At 70.4% G+C, this 23,226-nt stretch carries 19 protein-coding genes; 7 read left to right on the top strand and 12 right to left on the bottom strand.

Annotation, left to right across the window (positions count from 1 at the left end; all coding sequences use genetic code 11):
- Nucleotides 1-11: 11 nt before the first annotated feature.
- The 5 genes from CEK68_RS10525 to CEK68_RS10505 are packed head-to-tail and all read right to left on the bottom strand — an operon-like array spanning nt 12 to nt 4,303.
- Nucleotides 12-668, bottom strand: coding sequence for a tetratricopeptide repeat protein (locus tag CEK68_RS10525; RefSeq protein WP_152239325.1), 657 nt, complete (start codon nt 666-668; stop codon nt 12-14).
- Nucleotides 665-1,483 carry an SDR family oxidoreductase gene (locus CEK68_RS10520; protein WP_152239343.1) on the bottom strand — a complete coding sequence of 273 codons (819 nt, stop codon included), beginning with the start codon at nt 1,481-1,483 and terminating at the stop codon, nt 665-667. The genes CEK68_RS10525 and CEK68_RS10520 overlap by 4 nt, the downstream gene beginning before the upstream one ends.
- Nucleotides 1,483-2,160 (bottom strand): iron-containing redox enzyme family protein, encoded by a 678-nt coding sequence (locus tag CEK68_RS10515; RefSeq protein WP_010344488.1) that lies wholly within the window; start codon nt 2,158-2,160, stop codon nt 1,483-1,485. The genes CEK68_RS10520 and CEK68_RS10515 overlap by 1 nt, the downstream gene beginning before the upstream one ends.
- Entirely contained in the window at nt 2,157-3,650 is a 1,494-nt protein-coding gene (locus tag CEK68_RS10510) for an AMP-binding protein (RefSeq protein ID WP_152239324.1), read from the bottom strand. Before CEK68_RS10510 ends, CEK68_RS10515 begins: the two co-directional genes overlap by 4 nt.
- Complete coding sequence (locus tag CEK68_RS10505) at nt 3,647-4,303, bottom strand: thermostable hemolysin (RefSeq protein WP_043094822.1); 657 nt, start codon at nt 4,301-4,303, stop codon at nt 3,647-3,649. The genes CEK68_RS10510 and CEK68_RS10505 overlap by 4 nt, the downstream gene beginning before the upstream one ends.
- Before the next feature lie 289 nt (nt 4,304-4,592).
- Between CEK68_RS10505 and CEK68_RS10500 the strand changes: the two genes are divergently transcribed.
- From CEK68_RS10500 to CEK68_RS10490, 3 genes are all read left to right on the top strand, one after another.
- Complete coding sequence (locus CEK68_RS10500; RefSeq protein ID WP_043094821.1) at nt 4,593-5,183, top strand: TetR/AcrR family transcriptional regulator; 591 nt, start codon at nt 4,593-4,595, stop codon at nt 5,181-5,183.
- A 134-nt stretch (nt 5,184-5,317) separates the two neighbouring features.
- A complete protein-coding gene (locus tag CEK68_RS10495; protein ID WP_010344493.1) occupies nt 5,318-5,977 on the top strand; it encodes a protein-L-isoaspartate O-methyltransferase in 660 nt (219 codons plus the stop codon).
- Between the two features lie 18 nt (nt 5,978-5,995).
- On the top strand, nt 5,996-7,363 hold the full coding sequence (locus CEK68_RS10490; RefSeq protein ID WP_017911135.1) for a TolC family outer membrane protein: 1,368 nt from the start codon (nt 5,996-5,998) through the stop codon (nt 7,361-7,363).
- Nucleotides 7,364-7,583: 220 nt separating this feature from the next.
- On the opposite strand, the gene CEK68_RS10485 is transcribed toward CEK68_RS10490, so the two are convergent.
- The gene (locus tag CEK68_RS10485) at nt 7,584-8,507 is read right to left on the bottom strand and encodes a transposase (protein ID WP_193314163.1); all 924 of its coding nucleotides are present in this window, start codon (nt 8,505-8,507) and stop codon (nt 7,584-7,586) included.
- Between the two features lie 306 nt (nt 8,508-8,813).
- Nucleotides 8,814-10,133, bottom strand: a complete 1,320-nt coding sequence (gene waaA, locus CEK68_RS10480) for a lipid IV(A) 3-deoxy-D-manno-octulosonic acid transferase (RefSeq protein WP_152235858.1) — start codon at nt 10,131-10,133, stop codon at nt 8,814-8,816.
- Nucleotides 10,134-10,236: 103 nt separating this feature from the next.
- Between waaA and CEK68_RS10475 the strand changes: the two genes are divergently transcribed.
- On the top strand, nt 10,237-11,178 hold the full coding sequence (locus tag CEK68_RS10475; protein WP_152239322.1) for an LpxL/LpxP family Kdo(2)-lipid IV(A) lauroyl/palmitoleoyl acyltransferase: 942 nt from the start codon (nt 10,237-10,239) through the stop codon (nt 11,176-11,178).
- Nucleotides 11,179-11,182: 4 nt separating this feature from the next.
- Here the strand turns inward: CEK68_RS10475 and CEK68_RS10470 are convergent, their stop codons facing one another.
- From CEK68_RS10470 to CEK68_RS10460, 3 genes are read right to left on the bottom strand one after another with little or no spacing between them, the layout of a single operon-like run.
- Nucleotides 11,183-12,538 carry an O-antigen ligase gene (locus tag CEK68_RS10470; protein ID WP_152239321.1) on the bottom strand — a complete coding sequence of 452 codons (1,356 nt, stop codon included), beginning with the start codon at nt 12,536-12,538 and terminating at the stop codon, nt 11,183-11,185.
- A complete protein-coding gene (locus tag CEK68_RS10465) occupies nt 12,519-13,631 on the bottom strand; it encodes a glycosyltransferase (RefSeq protein WP_152239320.1) in 1,113 nt (370 codons plus the stop codon). The genes CEK68_RS10470 and CEK68_RS10465 overlap by 20 nt, the downstream gene beginning before the upstream one ends.
- A gap of 10 nt (nt 13,632-13,641) precedes the next feature.
- Nucleotides 13,642-13,839 (bottom strand): zinc-finger domain-containing protein, encoded by a 198-nt coding sequence (locus tag CEK68_RS10460; protein ID WP_010344507.1) that lies wholly within the window; start codon nt 13,837-13,839, stop codon nt 13,642-13,644.
- 168 nt (nt 13,840-14,007) lie between these two features.
- Here CEK68_RS10460 and CEK68_RS10455 point away from each other — a divergent pair, with 168 nt between their 5' ends.
- Nucleotides 14,008-14,280 (top strand): helix-turn-helix transcriptional regulator, encoded by a 273-nt coding sequence (locus tag CEK68_RS10455; protein ID WP_226975157.1) that lies wholly within the window; start codon nt 14,008-14,010, stop codon nt 14,278-14,280.
- A gap of 465 nt (nt 14,281-14,745) precedes the next feature.
- On the opposite strand, the gene CEK68_RS10450 is transcribed toward CEK68_RS10455, so the two are convergent.
- Together CEK68_RS10450 and CEK68_RS10445 are read right to left on the bottom strand one after the other, a co-directional pair.
- On the bottom strand, nt 14,746-17,031 hold the full coding sequence (locus tag CEK68_RS10450) for an NADP-dependent malic enzyme (protein WP_152239319.1): 2,286 nt from the start codon (nt 17,029-17,031) through the stop codon (nt 14,746-14,748).
- A gap of 148 nt (nt 17,032-17,179) precedes the next feature.
- The gene (locus CEK68_RS10445) at nt 17,180-18,544 is read right to left on the bottom strand and encodes a dicarboxylate/amino acid:cation symporter (RefSeq protein WP_026144702.1); all 1,365 of its coding nucleotides are present in this window, start codon (nt 18,542-18,544) and stop codon (nt 17,180-17,182) included.
- Nucleotides 18,545-18,993: 449 nt separating this feature from the next.
- On the opposite strand from CEK68_RS10445, the gene CEK68_RS10440 reads away from it, so the two are divergent.
- Together CEK68_RS10440 and CEK68_RS10435 are read left to right on the top strand one after the other, a co-directional pair.
- On the top strand, nt 18,994-20,166 hold the full coding sequence (locus CEK68_RS10440; RefSeq protein WP_017917402.1) for a porin: 1,173 nt from the start codon (nt 18,994-18,996) through the stop codon (nt 20,164-20,166).
- A gap of 316 nt (nt 20,167-20,482) precedes the next feature.
- A complete protein-coding gene (locus CEK68_RS10435; RefSeq protein ID WP_152239318.1) occupies nt 20,483-23,128 on the top strand; it encodes a PAS-domain containing protein in 2,646 nt (881 codons plus the stop codon).
- The last annotated feature ends 98 nt before the right edge of the window (nt 23,129-23,226 follow it).

The raw sequence follows: 23,226 nt of genomic DNA, 5'->3' as shown, positions 1-23,226 counted from the left end.
TGGGCGGCCGCTCAGCGGCTGGCAAGATGCGTTTCGACCTCGTGCAGCGCCGCCTGGATCTGCTGGCGGCGGCCGTGGTCGGCCACCTCGCGGCCGGGCCGCGGCGGCGCCGCCAGGGCCTTGCGCAGCGCCGCCGCGGCGCCGCTCCAGTCCTTCTGCGCGCGCAGGAAATCGCCGTAGAAGTAATTGGCGTCGATGCCGTCCGGGTCGTACTGCAGGCCCTGCTGCAGCAGCGCGCGCGCCTTGGCGTCGTCGCCGAAGCCCACCGGCCAGCCCGGCACCTGGTAGTACAGCGCGCCCAGGCTGGTGCAGCCGGCGCCGTTCAGGGCGGCCGGGTCCAGCGCCAGCGCCTGCTCGAAATCGCTGCGGGCGCGCTTGACCAGGCCCAGCGCGCCGAGGCCGCCGCGCTCGCCGGCTTCGCTGGACAGCACGATGCCCTCCCAGATCAGCGCCGCCGGATCGCGCGGCGCCGCCTGGCGGGCGGCGGCCGCCTGCGCGGCCAGGCTGGCATATGCCTCCAGGCGCTGCGGCTTCGGCGTCTGGTAGGCGACCTGGGCCCACTGGTCGCGCACCGCGACCACTGCCGGCGTCAACGGCGCGGCGGCGACGGCCGCCCCCAGCGGCGACAGCGCAAGCAACAACGACAGCGCACGCAGACGGACGTTCATCGGGCATCTCCAAATCGGGAAGGAGCGCGCGCGGCATGCCGGCGCACCACGGGCAACTGCGCTTTCAAACTGCGGTCCACCAGCCCCGGCAAGGCGCCGTTGAGGCGGGCGAAGAGCTTTTCCGGCCAGCCGATCTGCAGGCGCCGATCGCCGCGTTCGATCGCCTGGCGCAGCGCGCGCGCCACCCGCTCGGGCGTATCCGCGCCGACCTTCAACTCCTGGTTCATCGCATCCACCTGCGCGGTGTTGAACGCGGTGCGGGTGGCGCGCGGCGCCAGATACTGGAAACGCACATGGCTGTCGGCGTACTCGCGCGCCAGCGCCTCGAACAGGCCGCGCAGGCCGAACTTGCTGGCGCTGTAGCCGGCGAAACCGGGGAATCCCAGGCTGCCGAAGGTCGAGCCGACCGCCACCACCGTGGCCTGCGGCTGCGCCTGCAGCAACGGCAGCAGCGCGCGCACCAGCAACATCGGCGCCATCAGGTTGGTGTCCAGCAGTTGCCGCAGATCCTGCTCGGACTGCTCCGCGAACAGGCCGAAACCGCTCTGCGCATGCGCGATCAGCAGCAGCGACGGACGGATCGGCAAGGCCCCGGCGGCGCCGAGCAACTGCGCGCGTCCGGCCGGCGTGGACAGGTCCAGCGGCAGCGGCAGCACCCGCCCCTGCGGATGCCGACCGGCGACCTGCGCCAGCCGCACCGGGTCGCGGCCGACCGCCAGCACGCAGGCCCCGGCGGCCACCAGTTCGTCGCACAGGGCGGCGCCGATGCCGCCGCTGGCGCCGGTGAGAATCACGCTGCGTCCGTTGAGATCCATCATGCGGCCTCCGCCATGGGCAGCGCCGGCTGTACGCGCAGGCTGCGGAAGATGTCGCCGTACAGGCCGTAGAAGCGCTTGGCCGCGTGCACCACGGCGCGCTGGTCGTCGGCGTCGTCGAGGCGGTCCATCAGGCCTTCGAAGAAGCCGGCATGTTCGATATCCAGGTCGCCGTGCGAGCGCAGGTAGCTGAAGGCGTTGCGCGGCAGGCCCAGCGAGGTTTCGATGCTCTCGGCCGCACGCGTGGCCAGCGCCACGCTGGTGCCTTCCAGCACCAGCACCATGCCGAAGAAGCCCACCGGATTGCCGCGGGCGATGGTGTCGTAGGCGTAGGCCACCATCAGCTCGGTCGCCGCCGAGGGCATCGACGCCGCGGCCGCGGCGCGGTCGGCGCCGCAGGCGGCCAGGTCGTCGAGGATCCACTCCTGGTGGCCCAGCTCTTCCTCGATGTACTCGGCCACCGCGCTGCGCAGCCACTCCAGCCGCGCCGGCAGGCGCGCGCCGCAGGCCATCAGCAAGGGCACGGTGTGGCGGACGTGGTGATAGGCCTGACCCAGGAAGGCGACGTAATCGGCGCGGGCGATCTGCCCGGCTAACGCAGTCTGGATGATCGGGATGGCGATCAGGTCGGCGCGTTCGGCCTGGGTCTCGGCGAGCAGCCGGGCATGGAAACTCATTGGAAGGCTCCTGGGGCGGGATCGGGTTCGAGTTCGGCATAGCGCTGCGCCACGGCGTCGGCGTAGCGCTGCAGGATGGCGTCGCGGCGCGGGCGGCCGTTGCCGGTGAGCAGACCGTCGGCGGCGCTGAACGGCGCGGCGGCGCGCACGAAGCCGGCGACGCGGGCGTAATCGGGCAGGCCGGCATTGACCTCGGCCAGCGCTCCGTGCAGCGCGGCGTCGTCTTCGCCGGCGCGGCGCGGCCACAGCACCGCCAGGTTGTGCGCACGCGCCTCGCCGCACACCACCGCCTGGGCGATCAGCGGATGCTGCAGCAGTTCGCTTTCCACCCACTCCGGCGAGACATTGCGGCCGAACGCGGTGATGAACACATGCTTGCGGCGGCCGGTGATGTGCACGAAGCCGTCGGCATCGACATGGCCCAGGTCGCCGGTGGCGATCGGCCCCGGTGCCGGGCCGGGCGCGCCCAGGTAGCCCAGGCAGCGCACGCCCTCGACCTGCAGTTCGCCATCGACCACCTGCACCCGCGCATGCGGCAGCGGCCGTCCGACGCTGCCCAGGCGCTGCGCCTCGGGCCGGTTCAAGGCCACCACCGAGGCGCATTCGGTCAGGCCGTAGCCTTCGAACACCGGCAACTGCAGCGCCGCCGCGCGGCGCAGCAGCCCCGGGCCGACGCGGCCACCGCCGACCGCCAGGTAGCGCAACGAGGCGGGCAGCGGCACGCCGCGCTCGGCGGCCATGACCAGCCCCAGCAGCAACTGCGGCACCAGGATCACGCTATGCGGCTGGTAGCGGTGCAGGCAGGCGATCAGGGTCGGGATGTCCAGGCCGGCAGCGCCGCTGTAGCCGATCTCGGCCAGCGACGGCAGCGCGATCTGCGCGCCGGACAGCAGCGGCGCGTACAGGCCGCCGACGTTCTCCAGCAGCGTCGACAGCGGCATCAGGCACAGGTGCCGGCGCGGCGCCAGCGCCGAGGCGGCGTCGGCCAGCGAGCCGGCGACCTGCAGCAACGCGTCGGCGCTCAGGCACACGCCCTTCGGCTGGCCGGTGGTGCCGGAGGTGTAGGTGATGCAGCCGGTGCCCGCGGGCAGGGCCACCGGCGCCTGCGTCAGGCGCCGGCCGGCCAGTCCCGGTTCCGGCAGGCGCAACGCCTCGCCATCGAGGTCGGCCAGCGCCGGACCCGGCGCCGCGATCAGCCCCTGCGCGCCGCTGCTGGCCAGGGCGTACTGCACCTGCGCCGGGCTGAAGAAGGTCGGCAGCGGCACGTGCACGCCGCCGTTCAGGCGGATCGCCAGATCCAGCAGCAGCCACTCGGGGCCGTTGTCCAGGCGGCTGGCGACGCAATACACCCCATGCCCCTGCAGCGCATCGGCCAGGCGCTGTGCGCGCTCGAGCAGATCGCGCTCGCGCAGCGCCCCATCGGCGTAAAGCACGCGCGCGTCGTCGCCGCGCAAACCGGCCAGCAGGTCGGCGACGCCGGGCGTGCTCACGGCGCCCCCGCCAGGCAGGCGCGGAACGTGGGCAGCACGCCGTGGCGGGGTTCCGCCTCGCGCTGCAGGAAGGCGTGCCCGGCGGCGATGTCGCCGAACATCAGCCGCGGCTGCGCCGCGTAGTAGTCGCCCCAGTCGCTGGGATCGTCGCGCAGGTCCTGGCCGCGCGCCTCGCCCAGCTCCACTGTCGCCAAATGCAGGCGGTCGAAGGCGTTGCGTAGCTGCCGGGTCGCCACGAACAGCACCCAGCGCAGGCCTGCGCCATGCAGGGTGCAGGTCAGTGCGCGGATCATCGCCCGCGCGTCGCCGGCGTGCTCGGCGGCGAAATTGCCCACCTCCACCAACTCCGTGCGCACCACCCGCCGCGGCATCCGCTCGGCGATCGCCAGCTCGGCCGGCTGCGCCAGGTACTGCTCGACGAACAGCGGACCCTCGCTGGCGCAGCGCAGTCCCAGTGCGGCCTGCAGGCGACCGTCGGCGCCGTGGTAGGCGAGCAGGTGCGGAAGAAAGCCGCGCAGGACCGCGCCGTAGCGCTCGCGGTAGACCCGGGCGATGAAGGCTTCCACCTGCGCGCGATCGGGATGCAGGGCATCGACCAGCACAGGATCGGCGAAGCGGAAACCGGAAGCAGCGGAGAGGGGGACGATGGCCATGGCGACATCGTCGGGGCAGTCGATTAGGCGACCATGAGCCCGATGTTAGGCAAATGTAAGCCGCGCATAAGCAAAGCATTGGATGCCGTGGCCCTGCGGCCCGTGCCCGCCGGCGCACTGCGCATCCCGGCCCCCACGCCCGCCGAACGCAGCGTCACAATAATGAACCAGCGGGTCTAGTATAAATATCGAACCGACTGGTCTAGTATTGCCACCCATGGTCAGCAAATCGTCCGCCGCCTCCGCCAAATCCTCCTCGCGTCCCGCCGGGCCCGGTCGCCCCAAGGACATGGGCAAACGCGCCGCGATCCTGGAAGCGGCACGGGAAATGTTCACCGAACTGGGCTTCGGCGGGGTCAGCATGGACGGCATCGCCGCCCGCGCCGGCGTCTCCAAGCTCACCGTCTACAGCCACTACGGCGACAAGGAAACCCTGTTCGCCGAGGCGGTGCGCGCGCAATGCCAGGCGCTGCTGCCCGACGACCTGTTCGGGCACGCCCTGAAAGGACCGCTGCGCACCCAGTTGCTGGACATCGGCCAGGCCTTCTTCGCCATGATCAGCAGCGACGCGGCGATGGCCACCCACCGCATGATGCTGACCCCGGGCACAGGCGACGACCACGTCCGCGAGATGTTCTGGAATGCCGGTCCCAAGCGCACCCAGCAGCACCTGGCGCAACTGCTGCAGGCCCACGTCGCCGCCGGCGCGCTGGACATCGCCGACCTCGACCTGGCCGCCTCGCAGTTCTTCTGCCTGGTCAAGGGCGAGCTGTACTCGCTGATGATGTGCGGGCTGTGCCGCGACGCCAGCCAGGAGCGGATCCGCGCCCATGTCGAGGCCAGCATCGACTTCTTCCTGCGTGCCTATGCGGCGCGCTAGCCCGGCCGTGGGGCTGTCCGCGACGGCCGATGACTTCCGGCACTGCGCGCCGGACCGTCCGGCGGCGATGCTGCGGCATACGCCCGGCCTCCGTGCCGGCTAAAATGCCCGGCCCTCCGCGTTGGATGCCCGAAATGACGATCGACTACTCCCAAGCCCGCGAAAAGATGGTGGAACAGCAGGTCCGTCCCTGGGACGTGCTGGACCTGCGCGTGCTCGACGTGCTGTCGCGGCTGCCGCGCGAGACCTTCGTGCCGCCGGCCCACCGCGCCGTGGCCTACGCCGACCTGGAGATTCCGCTGGGCCACGGCCAGTTCATGATGAAGCCGGTCATCGAAGGCCGCATGCTGCAGGCCCTGGACCTGCAGCCGGGCGAGGACGTGCTGGAGATCGGCACCGGCAGCGGCTTCGTCAGCGCCTGCCTGGGCGAGCTCGGCCGCGAAGTGGTCAGCCTGGAGATCGAGCCGGCCCTGGCCGCCGCTGCGCGCGCCAACCTGGACGCCGCCGGCCTGGGCAGCAACGTCCGCATCGAGACCGCCGACGCCTTCGCCTGGAACAGCGAGCGCCGCTTCGACGTGGTCTGCGTCACCGCCGCGGTCACCGAGATCCCGGCCCAGTTCCTGGCCTGGCTGCGCCCCGGCGGCCGCCTGTTCGCGATCCGCGGCCGCGCGCCGGTCATGGAAGCGGTGCTGGTGCATGCCGAAGCGGGCGCGCCGCGCACGGAATCGCTGTTCGAAACCGACCTGGCGTACTACCTGCGAGGCGCAGCGCCAGTCCCCCAGTTCACATTCTGATCCATCAAGGAAGCCGCAATGATCCGCCGATCCCTCGTCCTGGCGCTGGCCGCCGCGCTGTTTCCGCTGGCCGCCAACGCCACGGACCTGCTGCAAGTCTACGAAATGGCCCGCAACAGCGACCCGCAGTTGGCCTCCGCGGAATCGACCCGGCTGTACGACAAGGAAGGCGAAGTGCAGGCGCGCGCCGCCCTGCTGCCGCAGATCAACGGCAGCGCGTCGCTGCAGCGCAACCATAGCGAAGTCGAGCGCGGCGGCGGCGAACTGGCCGGCACCGGCAAGAGCCGCAGCTACGCCGTGCAGGGCCAGCAGACCCTGGTCAACTTCGCCCAGTTCTCCAACCTGCGCGCGCAGAAGGCGCGCAGCCTGGCCGCCGACTACACCCTGGATTCGGCCAACGACGACCTGATCGTGCGCACCTCGGCGGCCTACTTCAACGTGCTGGTGGCGATCGAATCGCTGGTCGCCGCCGAGACCAACGAAGCCGCCGCCAAGAAGCAGTTCGACTACGCCGACAAGCGCCTGGAAGTGGGCCTGGCGCCGATCACCGACGTGCACGAAGCCCGCGCCGAGTACGACCAGGCCCGCGCCGACACGATCAATGCGCGCAACTCGCTGCAGGACCTGTACCAGGCGCTGACCCAGATCACCGGCCAGCCGGTGCGCGACCTGCGCGGCCTGCCGGAGGATTTCCGTCCGCAGCTGCCGGCCACCGGCGGCGACATCGACAGCCTGATCGCCTCGGCGCTGGACAAGAACCCGTCGCTGCGGTCCTACCAGTACCAGGTGCAGGCGGCCGAGGCCAGCGTCTCGGCGGCACGCGCCGGGCACCTGCCGACGCTGAGCCTGTCGGCCAGCGCCGGCCGCGATGCGAACTGGGGCAACAGCGTCTCCGGCAGCGGCAGCACCCCGCGCGCCGACAGCAACACCATCGGCCTGACCTTGAACATCCCGATCTTCGCCGGCGGCGCCACCCAGTCCGGCGTGCGCCAGGCGCTGGCGCAGCGCGACATCGCTCAGGACACCTACGAACTGCAGAAGCGCGCGCTCGACCGCAACACCCGCAACGCCTACCAGACGGTGGTGGCCGGGATCAGCGAGATCGAGGCGCGGCGCCTGGCGGTGGTCTCGGCGCAGGCCGCGTTCGATGCCTCGCAGGTCGGCCTGGAGGTGGGCACCCGCACCGTGCTGGACGTGGTGCAGAACCAGCGCACCCTGTACCAGGCGCAGCTGGCCTACGCCCAGGCCCGCTACAACTTCCTGCAGAACCGTCTGCTGCTGAGCCAGGCGCTCGGCTCGCTGGACGTGGCCGAGGTGCAGTCGATCAACGCGCTGCTGACCCAGAGCGCCGAATCCAAGCTCAACTCCGCCAACAGCACGCAGTAAGCGCACGCACACGCGCTTGCCGCCGAAACGGCGGGCCTTCGGGTCCGCCGTTTTTGTTTATGGAGGCGTGGGGCGAATGGCGGCAGCCTCCTGTGGGAGGAACTTCAGTCCCGACGCGCTGCGCGATGGGAGGAGAGGGATGGCGAGAGCCATGCGTCGCGACTTGCAGGGCACCTCGAGTCACGACGCAGTCATGCGCAGGAGCCGCAGGAGTCAACTGTCATGCACCTGCGATGACAGGAGGAGCGTACGGGGCCTGATCGCGCGCGATGGCATTGAGCCAGCGCAGGAACTTGTGCATGCAGGCGACGATGGCGACCTTGGCCGGCTTGCCCGCTGCGCGCAGGCGCGCGTAGGTGTTGGCCAAGGGGGATTTGGCGCGGATGCTGGCCCAGGTGGCCATGTACAGCACGCGCCGCACGTCGGCGCGGCCGCCTTTGATGCGGCGTTGGCCTTTCCAGCAGCCGCTGTCGTGATTGAACGGGGCCAGCCCGACCAGGGCAGCGAGCTTGCGTGGCGGCAGCGTGCCCAGCTCTGGCAGCCGCGCGGCCAGGACCGCGCGCAGGATCGTGCCGAGCCCAGGCACCTTTGGCAGGGTCGAGCAGGTCCTGCCCTGCTGCTCGATCTCCTGCGTCAACGTCTGGATCTGCTGGTTCAGCAGGGCGATCACCTCTCGGCAGTGGCGTTGCACCTCAGGACGGGTGATGTGCTCCAGGCGCCGCCGATGGGCATCGCGCTGACCGACCACGGTGGCGCGCAGGTCCAGCAGTTCGCGAAGAGACTGCTGGTGCTCGGGCACCACGGGCGTGGGCGTGGTCGGGATGCGCTGGGCAGCCATGGCCAGCAGGCGCGCGTCCAGGGCGTCGGTCTTGGCATGCAGGCCCAAGGCCTGAGCGAGCTTGCGCGGACGATCGGCGGCCATCCGCACCGCCGGCAGGCCTGCCTTTCGGAGCACCTGCAGCACGGCACGTTCGTAGCCACCGCTGGCTTCCAGCACGATCCGCTCGCAGCCCAGCCCAGCCAGACGTTGGGCCAGCGCACACTGCCCCTGTGGCGTATTGGGCTGGGTCCAGGCCTGCTCGTCCGGCAGGACATGAATGACCAGTTCGGCCTTGGATACATCGATCCCGACATAGCGCCGCATAGACGTTCTCCGCAGTAGACTCATGGACGAGAGCGCTCCTGCCGATGCCCATGCTTGTGGAGTTCGAGCTCGTCACTCGGGCAACTGTTCGGGCTTGTCAGGCAGGAGAACCGGAGTGCGGCGGCGCTGACTCCTACTCGTGCTTGCTTGGCACTGCGGCTAAACGGCCTGCCGCACTCCGCTCTCACCTACAACGATAGACCCTTATTTGACACAAGCGGCTTCAGCCGCGACGGGACTTCCCATGAACAGCCCGTCATGGCGATACCCGCTGCGACGGCTATGCCCGCGCACCTCTACGACGCGTCAGTCCTCCACGCCCGCATCGCCCGCCAACGGCGGCAGGTGCGGCGCGATCAACTGCAGGGTCCGCTGCAGCGCGCCGCGGCCGTTGGCGACCAGCGCGCAGCCGGCCTCGGCCATGCGCGTGCGCGCCTCGGCATCGCCCAGCAGGGACTGCAGCGCCGCGCACACGGCGCCGGCGTCCTCGCAGATGGCCACCGCCCCGGCTTCGCGCATGCGCCGCGAAATCTCGGAAAAATTATGCAGGTGCGGGCCGGTCACCGACGGCGTGCCGACCGCCGCCGGCTCCAGCAGATTGTGGCCGCCGATCGGCTGCAGGCTGCCGCCGACGAAAGCCACCTGGGCACACGCATAGAACCCCATCAGCTCGCCCAACGTATCGATCACGAACACCGCATCCTCGGTGCCCGGCCACTGCTGCTGGCGGCGCGTGGCCACGCGCCAGCCCTGGTCGCGCGCCAGCGCCTCGACCTTGGCGAAGCGCTCCGGATGCCGCGGCGCCCACAGCAGCAGCAGGTCCGGCCACTGCCGGCGCAACTGCCGGTGCATCTCGATCACCGCCGCTTCCTCGCCGTCGTGGGTGCTGGCGGCGATCCACACGGGACGCGTCGCCGGCACGCGCTCGCGGAACGCGGCGACGACCTCCGGCAAGTGCGCAGGCGCGGCGATGTCGAACTTCAGGTTGCCCAACGCGCGCACCTGCTCGGCACGCGCGCCGAGCGCGACGAAGCGCTCGGCATCCTCCTGCGACTGCGCCGCCACGCAGGTGACGGTGCGCAGCGCACGCCCGATCAACGGCCGCAGCAGCCGATAGCCGCGCAACGAACGCGCCGACAGCCGCGCATTGAGCACGTACACGGGAATGCCGCGGTCGCGGCAGCCGAACAGCATGTTCGGCCACAGCTCGGTTTCCAGGATCAGCGCCAGGCTGGGGCGGAAGTGCTGCAGGAAACGGCCGACGCTGCCGGGCACGTCGTAGGGCAGATACACATGATCGAGCGCGTCGCCCCACAGCGCGCGCACCCGCTCCGAACCGGTCGGGGTGATGGTGGTGATCACCCAGCGGATGTCCGGGCGCTGCGCGCGCAGCGCATTGACCACCGGCGCGGCGACGTTGACCTCGCCCACCGAGACCGCATGCAGCCACACCCGCGGCCGCCCGCGCGCCTGCGAATACGAGGCGTAGCGCTCGTCCCAGCGCTGGAAGTACTGGCGCACGCGGAAACCGCGCCAGACCAGGTGATAGACGGTGACCGGCAGCAGCAGATAGAGCACGGCCGAGTACAGGCCGCGCAGCAGCCGCTCGATGAAATCGTTGCGCATCCGGACAGCATAGCCGGTTGCAAGCAGGCGGCGGCAGACGATCGCCACGCGCGCCGCAGCGCACGCCGACGCGGTCGTGCGCGCGCCCGGCTAAACTTGGCGCATGTCTGCCGCCCCCACTCCGCCCGCGTCCGCCACCCAGGCCGCACCGCCGCCACGCTCGCCCCGCCACTGGCCCACCTGGCTGCTGCTCGGCCTGGCGGTGATCGCCGCGCGCCTGCCCTGGCTGTTGCAGCGCGCCCTGGGTCGCGGCATCGGCTGGCTGGCGCTGCGCCTGGCCGGCACCCGCCGCCACGCCGCCGAGGTGAACCTGACACTGTGCTTCCCGGAGCAGAGCGATGCCTGGCGCGAACGCCTGCTGCGCGACAGCTTCGATGCGCTGGGCGTGGGCGTGTTCGAATTCGCCCGCGCCTGGTGGGGCGGCATCGGCGCGATCCGCCGGCGCACCCGCATCGAGGGCCTTGAACACCTGCAGGCCTTGCAGGCGCAGGGCCGCGGCGTGCTGCTGGTGTCGGGCCACTTCATGACCCTGGAGATCTGCGGCCGGCTGCTGTGTCAGTACGTGCCGCTGGCCGGCATGTACCGGCGCCACCGCAACCCGGTGTTCGAATGGGCGGTCAAGCGCGGCCGTCTGCGCTACGCCACCGCCATGTTCGCCAACGAGGACCTGCGCGGCAGCGTGCGCCATCTCAAGCGCGGCGGTTTCCTGTGGTACGCGCCGGACCAGGACATGCGCGGCAAGGACACGGTGTTCGTGCCGTTCTTCGGCATGCCCGCGGCCACCATCACCGCCACCCACCAGCTGGCGCGGCTGACCGGCTGCGCGGTGGTGCCGTACTTCCACCGCCGCGAAGGCGCCGACTACGTGCTGCGCATCGCGCCGCCGCTGCAGGACTTCCCGTCGGAGGACATGGTCGCCGACACCGCGCGGGTCAACGCCGCCATCGAGGCGATGGTGCGCGAAGCGCCGGCGCAGTATCTGTGGATCCACCGCCGCTTCAAGCGCCAGCCCGGCGGCCGCAGCGACTTCTACGAGCGCGGCTGAGCGCTCACCCCGGCGTCGCGGCGTCGGCGCGCTCGCCCGGTTCGGGGTCGTTCGCCAGCAGGGCGCCGGCGTACAGGCCGATCAGCAGCATGGTCAGCCCGCCCCAGAACGACGAATAGAACGCCAGGTGGGTGTTGAACGGGAACACCGTGATCAGCAGCGCCTGCATCGCCGGACGCGCCCGCTCGCGCGCCTGCGCCGAGGCGTAGCGCCAGGCGCGCCACGCCTGCGCGGCACCGGCCAGCCACAGCAGCAGGCCGATCACGCCGGTCTCGGCGAGCACCTCGAGCACGATCTGGTGGGCATGGAAGGCCGGCTCGCGCCCCCATTCCCCGGCATGGGTCGGATCCGGGTCGCACCCGACGTAGGCCTCGCGGAAGCCGCGCACGCCGACGCCGTTGATCGGGTGCTGGCGGATCATGCACCAGGCCGCGCTCCAGATCTGCGCACGCCCGGTCAGCGCCGCATTGAGGTCGGCCGGATGCCCGCTGAGCGCGCGCGCGGTGCGCTCGAAGCGGTCGTGCACCTGCGGCGACACCACGCCCAGCACCCCCGCCACCAGCAGCGCGGCCACGCCCAGTGCCAGCAGCTTGCGCGCGCCGAGCAGGCGCCAGCCCGACAGCACCAGCAGCACCGCGAAGGTGATCCACGACGCGCGCGATCCCGCCAGCACCAGCACCACGCCGACCGCCCCTGCCGCGATCAGCCAGCCCCAGGCACCGCCGCGGCGCGCGGCCAGCCACAGCAGGAACGGCGACACACTGGCCAGCACCTGGCCGAACTTCAGGTTGCACGGGCCGAACACGCCGCTGAGGCGATCGGCCAGGGCGATCTCCTGCGGCGTGCACAGGCCGTGGTGGCTGATCGCCCACTTCAGCTGGTCCAGCGACCAGAACAGCGGGCTGGTGCCGCACAACGCCTGCGCCAGTGCATCCACGGTCCAGAGCCCGGCGATCACCGCCAGGCCGTTGAAGGTGGTGCGGCGACCGCGCGGCGTCGCCACCGCCATCGCCACCAGCCACAGAAACGGCAGGAAACGCAGGTCCACCGCCGATTCGCGCAGTGCCAGCGGCACGTCCACCGCGCCCAGCGCCGACAGCGGCTGCGGCAGCCAGTAGGTGAGGAACAGCAGCGTGGTCAGCGCCCAGGCCGGGCCGCTGAGCAGGCGCGCGCCGCCGCGGAAGCGGCTGTGCAGCAGGCGCGCCAGGGTGACCAGGGCGCCCAGCGCCAGCACCCCGGCGGCCAGGCCGGGCGCCGGCCACAGCGCGACGAACACCAGCACCCACACCGGCGCCCAGCGTTCGCGGACTTCGGGCAAGGCAGAAGCGGACAGGGAACCGTCAGGGCCGGAGTTCGTCATAGATCGCCAGGGTGCTGCGCTGCATCGCCTGCAGCGTATAGGGAAGCGTGGCCGGCGGCGCCGGCGGTTGTGCCAGCAGTGCGCGCGCGGCCGCCAGCAGGGCCACGGCGTCGAAGGTCGCCACTGCGCCGGCGGGCTGCAGCTGCGCCAGCAATTCGCCGACCCCGCCATGCGCCCAGCCCAGCACCGGCCGCCCGACCGCCAGCGCTTCGACCACGGTGCGACCGAACGCCTCGGGCTTGCGCGACAGCTGCAGCACCAGGTCGCTGGCGGCGTAGGCGTCGGCGATGCGCGCGGTCGGCGGCGTGAACGCCACCGCGTCGGCCACGCCGAGGGTCGCCGCCTCGGCTTCCAGTTCGCGGATGTAGGCCTCGCGCCCGGCCTCGCGCGCGCCCGGCAGCCACAGCCGCGCGTCGCGTCCCTTGCCGCGCAGCGCCGCCAGCAGACGCAGCGCGTCGGCGTGGCCCTTCAGGCGGGTGCCGCGCCCCGGCAGCAACAGCAGCGGCCCATCCCCGGCCAACGCCGGCGCCTGACTGACGGCCCAGGCCCGCGCCTGTGCATCGGGCCAGGGACGGCGCGGGAACTGCGCCGGATCGATACCGCGCGGCACCACCCGCAGGCGCGCCGGGTCGGTCTGCGGATAGTGCTGCAGCACGTAGTCGCGCACAGTCTCGGACACGCAGATGACCCGCTCGCCGCGGGTCATCACCGCGCTGTAGCGGCTCGGCGAGTTGAGCCCGTGCACGGTGGTGACCAGGCGCGGACGCTGTGCCGCCGGCATGCCCTGCAGCGCGCGCCAGCCCAGCCAGGCCGGCAGCCGCGAGCGCGCGTGCACGATGTCCGCGCGCTCGCGCGCGAACAGGCGCCGCAGCGCCGGCACGTGGCGCAGGGTCAGCAAGGATTTGCGACCGATGTCCAGGGCGATGTGTTCGGCGCCGGTGGCGGCCAGCGCCGGCAGCAGCCGGCCGCCGGCCGACACGACCACGGCGCGATGCCCGGCCTCGACCAGGGCCTGGGCGATTTCCAGGGTGGACCGCTCGACGCCGCCGGACTCCAGCGCCGGCAGCAGCTGCACCACGGTCAGGCGGTGCATCGAACCCGGATCAGTCGACCAGCACGAAGACCGCGCCGCAGTACGGGCACTTGGCTTCCAGGCCCGGCTCGTCCTCGATCGGCAGGTAGACCCGCGGATGCGAGTTCCACAGCGCCATTTCCGGGGTCGGGCAGCTCAGCGGCAGGTCGGCGCGGCGCACCTCGTAGCGCGTCTGGGCATTGGCGGGCGCGGTGGCGGTATGGCTCATGGCGGTGGGGACACGGCAAAAAGGGACAGGCGATTCTAGCAGCCCGTCCCGCCACGGGCGCGGTGCGCGGCGGCGGCCCCAGGCGGTCCTTTCACGCGCCTTTCCGGTTCGCTTGATACGGAACCAACGCGCCACTATGCTGGCATCACGCGGCGCCGACATGCCGCTATGAGGTGTCTCGTGGATATAGGTGTGCGTTTGATGCAGGCGCGGCGAAATGCCGGTTTCACACTGCGCGAGCTTGCCGCCTTGCTGGGCGTGGCGCATAGCACCCTGGGTCATTGGGAGAACAACCGTTCGGTCCCCAATGCCCGGCATTTGCTGAAGATCGCCGAACTTACCGGCGTCGATGCGTATGTGCTGCTGACCGGCAAGCCGTCCAAGCTGAACCAGACCGACAGCGACAGCCTGCCGTTGCCGGTGGGCAAGCGCATGGCCTGAGCGCGGCGCGGCGCCACTGGCGCCGTCCCCGTGCCCGGCTCGACCCCGCGCAGCCCAGGTGCCGGCTGCGCGTGAAGACGCGACTCGCACTGCGACGCTCGCTGTCGCCCCGATATGAAACCGCTTCCAGCCCCGCCCTTTCGCTGATCTCGCCGCAATCCGGCGCAGCGGTTGCGGCACTCTTGCCGCTTCAGCGCCACTCCCTCACTGCCCCTGACGCAATCGCGGTTGCCTTCCCTGCCAGTCACTCCGTCTGCGGCGACATCGCGCGCTCAGGCACGGCCTCGCGCACGACTCGCACGTGAGGCGCGCGCAGCGCGCGAGCGGATCTCCTGAAGACATGAGGGTGGCAGCCGTGCTGCCAGCCGTGCCGTGTGCGCACGCCCGAAGCGCCGCTTGAGCACATGCAGCCGCACCGGCACCGCAGTCATGCGGGCCGGTGCGGACTGGAAGCCGCGTGGCGGCTTATTTTTCCGCTTCGAGCTGCTTGCGGATCTGCGCGTCGACCGCGGCGATCGCGGTCATGTTCATCACCCGGCGCGAAGTGGCGCTGGTGGTGAGGATGTGCACCGGCTTGGAGATGCCCATCAGGATCGGGCCGATCGCCACACCGTCGGTGAACACGCGCACCAGGTTGTAGGCGATGTTGGCCGCTTCCAGGTTCGGCAGCACGAACAGATTGGCGCGGCCCTTCAGCGTGCTGTTGGGCATGATCTGCTTGCGCAGCGCCTCGTCCCACGCGGTGTCGCCCTGCATCTCGCCGTCGATGTTGAGTTCGGGCTTGCGCTTGAGCAGCGCCTCGCGCACCTGGCGCATCTTCAGCGCATCGCGCGAATCGTGGCTGCCGAAGTTGGAGTGCGACAGCAAGGCGATGTTCGGCTCGATGCCGAACAGCTTCAGGCGATAGGCGGCCTGCAGCGTGGCTTCGACGATCTGCTCCACGCTCGGATCTTCCTGCACGTGGGTGTCGACGAAGAAGAACGCGCCCTGCTGGTTGATCACGCCGGTCATCGCCGAGGTCGAACTGACCCGCGGCTCCAGCGGAATCACGCTGCGCGCGTAGCCGAGCTTCTTGTGGAAGCGGCCGACCACGCCGGTGAGCAGCGCATCGGCTTCGCCGCGCGCGACCATCACCGCCGCGATCAGCGTCGGCCGCGAACGCATCAGCTCCTTGGCCGCGGTGACGGTGACGCCGCGGCGCTCGGTGAGCGCGTGGTAGTACTGCCAGTAGTCGTTGAAGCGCGGATCGTCGTGGATGTTGGTGATCTCGAAATCCACGCCGGCAGTGATGCGCAGGCCCAGGCGCTGGATGCGCGCCTCGATCACGTCGGGACGGCCGATCAGGATCGGGAACGCCAGGCCCTCGTCGATCACGCTCTGCACCGCGCGCAGCACCACTTCCTCTTCGCCCTCGGCATAGACCACGCGCTGCTTGTCGGCGCGGGCGCGGTCGTACACCGGCTTCATCATCAGGCTGGTGCGGTAGACGAACTGGCTGAGCTTGTCGCGGTAGGCGGCCATGTCGGCGATCGGCCGCGTGGCCACGCCCGAATCCATCGCCGCCTGCGCAACCGCCGAGGACAGCTCGACCAGCAGGCGTGGATCCAGCGGCCGCGGAATCAGGTAGTCGGGACCGAAGCTCGGCGTCTCGCCGCCGTAGGCCGCGCCGAGGTCGGAGGCCTCGCGCCGCGCCATCGCCGCGATCGCCTTGACGCAGGCGATCTTCATTTCCTCGTTGATGCCGGTGGCGCCGACGTCGATGGCGCCACGGAACAGGTAGGGGAAGCACAGCACGTTGTTGATCTGGTTCGGATAGTCCGAACGGCCGGTGCCGATGATCGCGTCCGGACGCACCGCCTTGGCTGCCTCCGGCGTGATCTCCGGATTCGGATTGGCCAGGGCGAAGATCACCGGCTGCGGCGCCATCGTCGCCACCATCTCCGGCTTGAGGATGCCGGCGGCCGACAGGCCGAGGAAGATGTCCGCGCCCTCGACGATCTCGGCCAGGGTGCGCTTGTCGGTATCGCGGGCGTAGCGCGCCTTGTCCGGGTCCAGGTCGGTGCGGCCGGTGTGGATCACGCCGTCGCGGTCCAGGGCCAGGATGTTCTCCGGCTTCAGGCCCAGCGAGACCAGCATGTTGACGCAGGAGATGCCGGCCGCGCCCATGCCGGTGGTGGCCAGCTTGACCTCTTCGATCTTCTTGCCGGTGACCACCAGCGCATTGAGCACGGCCGCGCCGACGATGATCGCGGTGCCGTGCTGGTCGTCGTGGAACACCGGGATGTTCATGCGCTCGCGCAGCTTGCGCTCGACGATGAAGCACTCCGGTGCCTTGATGTCTTCCAGGTTGATGCCGCCGAAGGTCGGCTCGAGGCTGGCGATGATGTCGACCAGCTTGTCCGGATCGTTCTCGTTGATCTCGATGTCGAACACGTCGATGCCGGCGAACTTCTGGAACAGCACGCCCTTGCCTTCCATCACCGGCTTGGACGCCAGCGGGCCGATGTTGCCCAGGCCCAGCACCGCGGTGCCGTTGCTGATCACCGCCACCAGGTTGCCGCGCGCGGTCAGTTCGCTGGCCTGTTTCGGATCGGCGACGATGGCCTCGCAGGCGAAGGCGACGCCCGGCGAATAGGCCAGGGAGAGATCGCGCTGGGTCAGCATGGGCTTGGTCGCGGAGACCTTGATCTTGCCCGGCGGCTGCTGGCGGTGATAGTCGAGGGCGGCCTGTTTGAAATCGTCGTTTGACATCGAGGGCTTCTTTTGTCGAAAGGCGCGGAGGCCCGGAATTCTACCCCCAGCCGCAGGAGCGGTCCTGTCTGGCGGCTGTCGCCACGGCCTTGGGGGCAGGAAAAAAGCAACGCGCCGGCAAGGCCGGCGCGTCGTGTGATGCAAGGGATCAGCGCGTGGCGAGCGGTTCGGCCGCCACCGCCGGCAGCGGCACGGCCTCGCCATCCAGCGCCAGGCGCAGGCGGTCGCGATCCAGCGCATTCTCCCAGCGCGAGACCACCACGGTGGCCACCGCATTGCCCATGAAGTTGGTCAGCGAGCGGCACTCGCTCATGAAGCGGTCCACGCCCAGGATCAACGCCATGCCGGCGACCGGCACTTCCGGCACCACCGCCAGCGTCGCCGCCAGGGTGATGAAGCCGGCGCCGGTCACACCGGCCGCGCCCTTGGAGCTGAGCATCGCCACCAGCAGCAGCGTGATCTGATGGCCCAGAGTGAGTTCGGTGTTGGTGGCCTGCGCAATGAACAGCGCCGCGAGCGTCATGTAGATGTTGGTGCCGTCGAGGTTGAACGAGTAACCGGTGGGCACCACCAGGCCGACCACCGACTTCTCGCACCCGGCGCGCTCCATCTTCTCCATCAGCGACGGCAGCGCCGATTCGGACGAGGACGTGCCCAGCACCAGCAACAGTTCCGTCTTGAGGTAGCGGATCAGCTTGAAGATCGAGAAGCCGCACAGATAGGCGACGGCGCCGAGGATCACCACCACGAACAGCAGCGAGGTGACGTAGAACGAACCGACCAGCCAGGCCAACTGCACCAGCGAGTGCAGGCCGTGCTCGCCGATGGTGTAGGCGATCGCGCCCAGCGCGCCGATCGGCGCGGCCTTCATCAGGATGTGCACCAGCTTGAACACCGGCGCGATCAACGCCTCCAGGAAGTTCAGGACCGGCTTGCCGCGCTCGCCGACCATGGCCAGCGACACGCCGAACAGCACGGCGACGAACAGCACCTGCAGCACGTTGGTCCCGACCAGCTTGCCGTTGACCACCTGGTCGCCGGTGAACGCGCCGAGCAGCGAGTTGGGGATGATGTCCATCAGGAAGCCGACCAGGGTCAGGTCGTGCGACTTCTGCACGTAGCTGGCGACCTTGCTCTGGTCCAGCTTGGCCAGGTTGACGTCCATGCCCGCGCCGGGCTGCACCACGTGCGCGACGATCATCCCCACCACCAGCGCCAGGGTGGAGAAGAACAGGAAGTACACCATCGCCTTGCCGAACACCCGGCCCACCGTCTTCAGGTGCGTCATGCCGGCGATGCCGGTGACGATGGTCAGGAAGATCACCGGCGCGATGATCATCTTCACCAGCTTGATGAAGGCATCGGCCAGCGGCTTGAGCTGCGTGGCGAACTGCGGCTCCAGATGGCCGAGTACGGCACCGATGACGATGGCCACCAGCACCTGGACGTAGGTATGCCGGTAGAACGGCACCGGCCGCGGCGCAGGGCTGGCCGGGGAAGTTGAGATATGCATCGAAGGCGCTCCGGGACGGTCCGCCCACCCGACGCGGGTCGCGGAATGCTGCCTTTGTACGCGTCGCCGGCGTCTAAGCAGATAACCTATTGGTACTAGGCCCAGCGCCGCGCCGTGTCGACGCGGTTACAGTGGCGCGGCAGGCTCACGGAAGGGCTGACGCAACGCCGCACGCAGACGCCGCCCCTCGCGGCCGATGGCGGCGTGGCCGCCATCGCAGCGCACGTCTTCAGGGGGAGACGGCGCCGCAGGACTGCAACATCGCCGTAAAGAACGGCCGGGCGCGTCCGCTATTGCATGCAGGGGGCATCGCGTCCGGCACCGTGTCCGCATCGCAGCGGCCTCGCCGTTCGCGTGCGGTCCACCACCGCACTGCCCGCGCCATCCATGGCACCACCAGCCCGGCCGGGGACTGCCGCGCCTTCATTCCTTACCGAGACGACTCCATCATGCGCCACACTCTCCTCTTCGCTGCGCTGGGCCTGACCGCCGCCGCTCCCGCCGTCGCCGCCAACGGTTTCGACGACTGGCCGACCAAGGTCGCCTTCAACGACGGCACCGAACTGGCCGTGACCGGCAACTACGCCTACGACTGGAACAACTTCTCCAACGACGACGGTCGCCTGGAGGACGACAACGCGTTCCGGCGCAAGGAGTTCGGCGCCACGTTGAAGAAGAAGGGCGTGTACGACGCGATGGTGTACTTCGACTTCCAGTCCAAGCTGTGGCTGGACGTGTTCTTCCGCTTCGAGACCAAGGCCCTGTTCGGCGCCGACTACGGCAAGGTGCGCCTGGGCTACATCAAGGTGCCGGTGGGCCTGGAAGGCGTGACCAGCTCGCGCGCGGACAGCTTCATGGAAGTGGCGCTGCCGGTGCAGGCCATCTACCAGGGCCGCCGTACCGGCGTGGAGTGGACCTTCGAGCGTCCGCAATACCTGCTGCAGGCCGGCGCCTACGGCGGCAAGGACCTGCAGGGCGACAACCCCGGCACCACCCAGGCGGTGCGCGGCGTGTGGACCCCGTTCAAGGCCGACGGCGACGTGCTGCACCTGGGCCTGGCGTACTCGCAGGAGAATCCGCGCGGCTACCACAACGGCCTGGACGTGAGCTTCAGCCCGCGCGCGCGCTTCCGTGCGCGTCCGGAAGCCGGCCTGACCGACGTGCGTCTGATCGATTCGGGCACGCTGGTCGACGTCGACCAGGTGCGCCGCACCGGCCTGGAGGCGATCTGGATCAAGGGACCGTTCTCGATGCAGGGCGAGGCGCTGCGCGCCGACGTGACCCGCGACAACGGCCGCCCCGACTACACCGCCGACGGCCAGTACGTGTTCGCCAGCTACGTGCTGACCGGCGAATCGCGGCCGTACAGCGCCGGCAACGTCGGCAACATCAAGCCGGCCAACGCCTACGGCGCGGTCGAGCTGCTGGCGCGCTACAGCCGCCTGGACCTGGACGACGGCACGGTGCTCGGCGGCCGCCAGCACGACTGGACCTTCGGCGCCAACTGGTACCTGACCAGCCACTTCAAGTTCCAGGTCAACTACGTGCGCGCCGATGCCGAACGCGCCGGCGTGCACGTCAAGCCGAACTCGCTGGACGTCCGCGCCCAGGTCCAGTTCTGAGCCAGCGCACGCCGGCCGATCCGAGGCGATCGGCCGACGTGCACCCCGCTGCGCCAGCCGCAAAGGCTGCGCAGCGAACCGCAGGAGGGGCCTCGGCGATGCCAAGGCCCCTTGGGTGATGCGGCCTCGCCGCCCGTAGCGTGTTCGCGGCACATCCGCAAGACGACACCGGCGACGTTCCCTGATGCGATCGCCGTTGCACCTGCCGGCGGTTTCGGCTCGTTGGCGGTCCGCGACGCCAGCCATCTGCGCCGCATGCCGCAAACGGCAGCGCACCCTCTAAGCTGATGCGGTCCCGGTCGCCGCGTTCTTCCGCATGCCCTCGCTCCTGCGCCATCGTCGCCTGATCCTGCTGCTGGTCGTCATCGTCGGCGGCATGGTGCTGGCGATGCTGTCGGCGCAACACGTCGCCGAACAGCGCGCGCTGCGCGCCGAGAGTGTGCAACTGCGGCAACAGCTGGAGCTGTATGCGCAGACCCTGCAGCAGCGCATCGACCGCTACCGTACCCTGCCGCAGGTGCTGGCGCTGGATCCGGAACTGCGCGACGCCCTGACCCATCCGCTGGACGCGGCCACCCAGCAGCAGTTGAACCTGAAGCTGGAGCGCGCCAACGACGTCACCCGCTCCTCGACCCTGACCCTGATCGATGCCAACGGCGTGGCCCTGGCCGCCAGCAACTGGCGCCTGGCCAGCAGCAACGTCGGCGCCGACTACAGCTTCCGTCCGTACGTGAAGCAGGCATTGGCGCAGGGCAAGGGCCGCTTCTACGGCATCGGCATGACCACCGGCGTGCCCGGCTACTTCCTCTCGCAGGCGATCCTCGACGCGCATGGACGCCCGCTCGGAGTGATCGTGATCAAGATCGAACTGGCCGCGCTGGAGCACGAATGGCTGCGCGTGCCCGACGTGGTGCTGGTCAGCGACAGCCATGGCGTGGTGTTCCTGTCCAGCCGCGACGTCTGGCGCTATCGCCAACTGCAACCGCTCAGCGCGCGCGAGCGCGACGAACTGCTGGCCACCCGCCAGTACGCGCAACAGACGCTGCTGCCGGCGCGACGGCGGGTGCTGGAGACGCTGGACGACGGCGGCCAGGTGATGCGCATCGACATGCCGGCGCAGCCGGCGCCGCTGCTGTGGCAGAGCATGGCGCTGCCGGAGGGCGGCTGGCGCCTGCACTTGCTGCACGACGTCGGCGGCAGCCGCGCGGCCGGCCGCGCCGCCGCGCTGGCCGCGGCCGGGATCTGGCTGGCGCTGTCGTTCCTGGGCCTGCTGTTCCAGCAGCGCCAGCGCCTGGCACGGCTGCGCCAGCGCAGCCGGCGCGAACTGGAGGCGTTGCTGCAGCAGCATGCGCAGGAGCTGCGCACCGCCCAGGACGGCATCGTGCAGGCCGCGCAGCAGGCCGACACCGGCCTCAGCCGCAGCCTGGAGCACCTGCCGCAGGGCGTGGTGATCATCGATGCGCAACTGCGCCTGGTGGCGTGGAATTCGCGCTATCTGGAGATCTTCCGCTTCCCGCCGGAACTGATCCGGGTCGGGCGCCCGATCGAGGATGTGTTCCGCTACAACGCGCGCCGCGGCCTGCTCGGCCCCGGCCCGGTGGAAGCGGCGATCCAGCGCCGCCTGGACCACCTGCGCAGCGGCCGTCCGCACATGCGCGAGAGCGAGAAGGACGACGGCACGGTGCTGGAGATCCGCGGCAATCCGCTGCCCGACGGCGGCTTCGTGACCAGCTACGCCGACATCACCAGCTACAAGAACGCCGCGCGCGAACTGCGCTCGCTGGCCGACGCGCTGGAGCATCGCGTCGCCGAGCGCACCCACGACCTGGCCGAGGCCAAGCGCGAGGCCGAGAACGCCAACCGCTACAAGACCCGCTTCGTGGCCTCGGCGGTGCACGACCTGCTGCAGCCGCTCAACGCCGCGCGCATGTTCGTCTCGGCGCTGCGCGGCAAGCTGCACGAGGCCGATGCGCGGCAGATCGCCGACCATGTCGACAACGCGCTGGCGGCGCAGGACGCGATCCTCAACAGCCTGTTGGACATCTCGCGACTGGAAGCGGGCACGTTGAAGACGCAGGTGCAGGATCTGGCGCTGGACCCGCTGCTGCAGACCCTGGCACGCGAGTTCGGCATCGTCGCCGAAGGCCGTGGGCTGCGCCTGGACTACGTACCGACCCGCGCCACCGTGCGCAGCGACGCGACCCTGCTGCGGCGCATCCTGCAGAACTTCCTGTCCAACGCGGTGCGCTACACCCCGCGCGGACGGGTGCTGCTGGGTTGCCGGCGCGACGGTGCGCAGCTGCGCATCGAAGTGCACGATCAGGGACCGGGTATTCCCGACGCCCTGCAGCAGGAGATCTTCGAAGAATTCCGCCGGCTTGGCGACGGCGTCGCCAACGATCGCGGCGCCGGCCTCGGCCTGGCGATCGTGGAGCGCATCGGCCGCCTGCTCGGCCACCGTATCGGCCTGCGCTCGCAGTTGGGCCGCGGCAGCGTGTTCTCGGTGACCGTGCCGCTGGGCGATGCCGCTGCGGCGCAACGCCAGCTGCCGGCGGCGATGGCCAGCGACAACGGCGACGACCCGATCCTGCATGGCTGCCGGGTCTGGTGCATCGACGACGACCCGCGCGTCTGCGAGGCCAGCCGGACCCTGCTGACGCGCTGGGCATGCCAGGTGGAACTGGCCGCCGGCCCGGACCAGGCGCTGGCCGCAGCGCAGCCGGCACAGGCGCCGGAACTGGTATTGCTGGACGTGCGCATGGGCGACTGCCACGGCCCGACCCTGTTCGCGCAGCTGTGCGCACGCTGGCAGGCCGAGCCGCGGGTGATCCTGGTCACCGCCGAAGCCGATCCGGCGCTGCGCACCTTGGCACAGGACCGCGGCTGGGGCTTCCTGGCCAAACCGGTCCGCGCGCCAGCCCTGCGCGCGCTGATGACGCAGATGCTGCTGCGGCGTGGGTGAGGCTTTTGCTTGGGTTTGGTTTGGTTTTGGGTTTGGGGAGTTTGGATCTCTAGCTGCCGTACCCTCATCCGCCCCTGCGGGGCACCTTCTCCCGGGGG

Source organism: Xanthomonas sp. LMG 12461, assembly GCF_009192935.1.
GTDB lineage: Bacteria > Pseudomonadota > Gammaproteobacteria > Xanthomonadales > Xanthomonadaceae > Xanthomonas_A > Xanthomonas_A sontii.
This window is presented reverse-complemented; position numbering and strand designations above follow the sequence as displayed.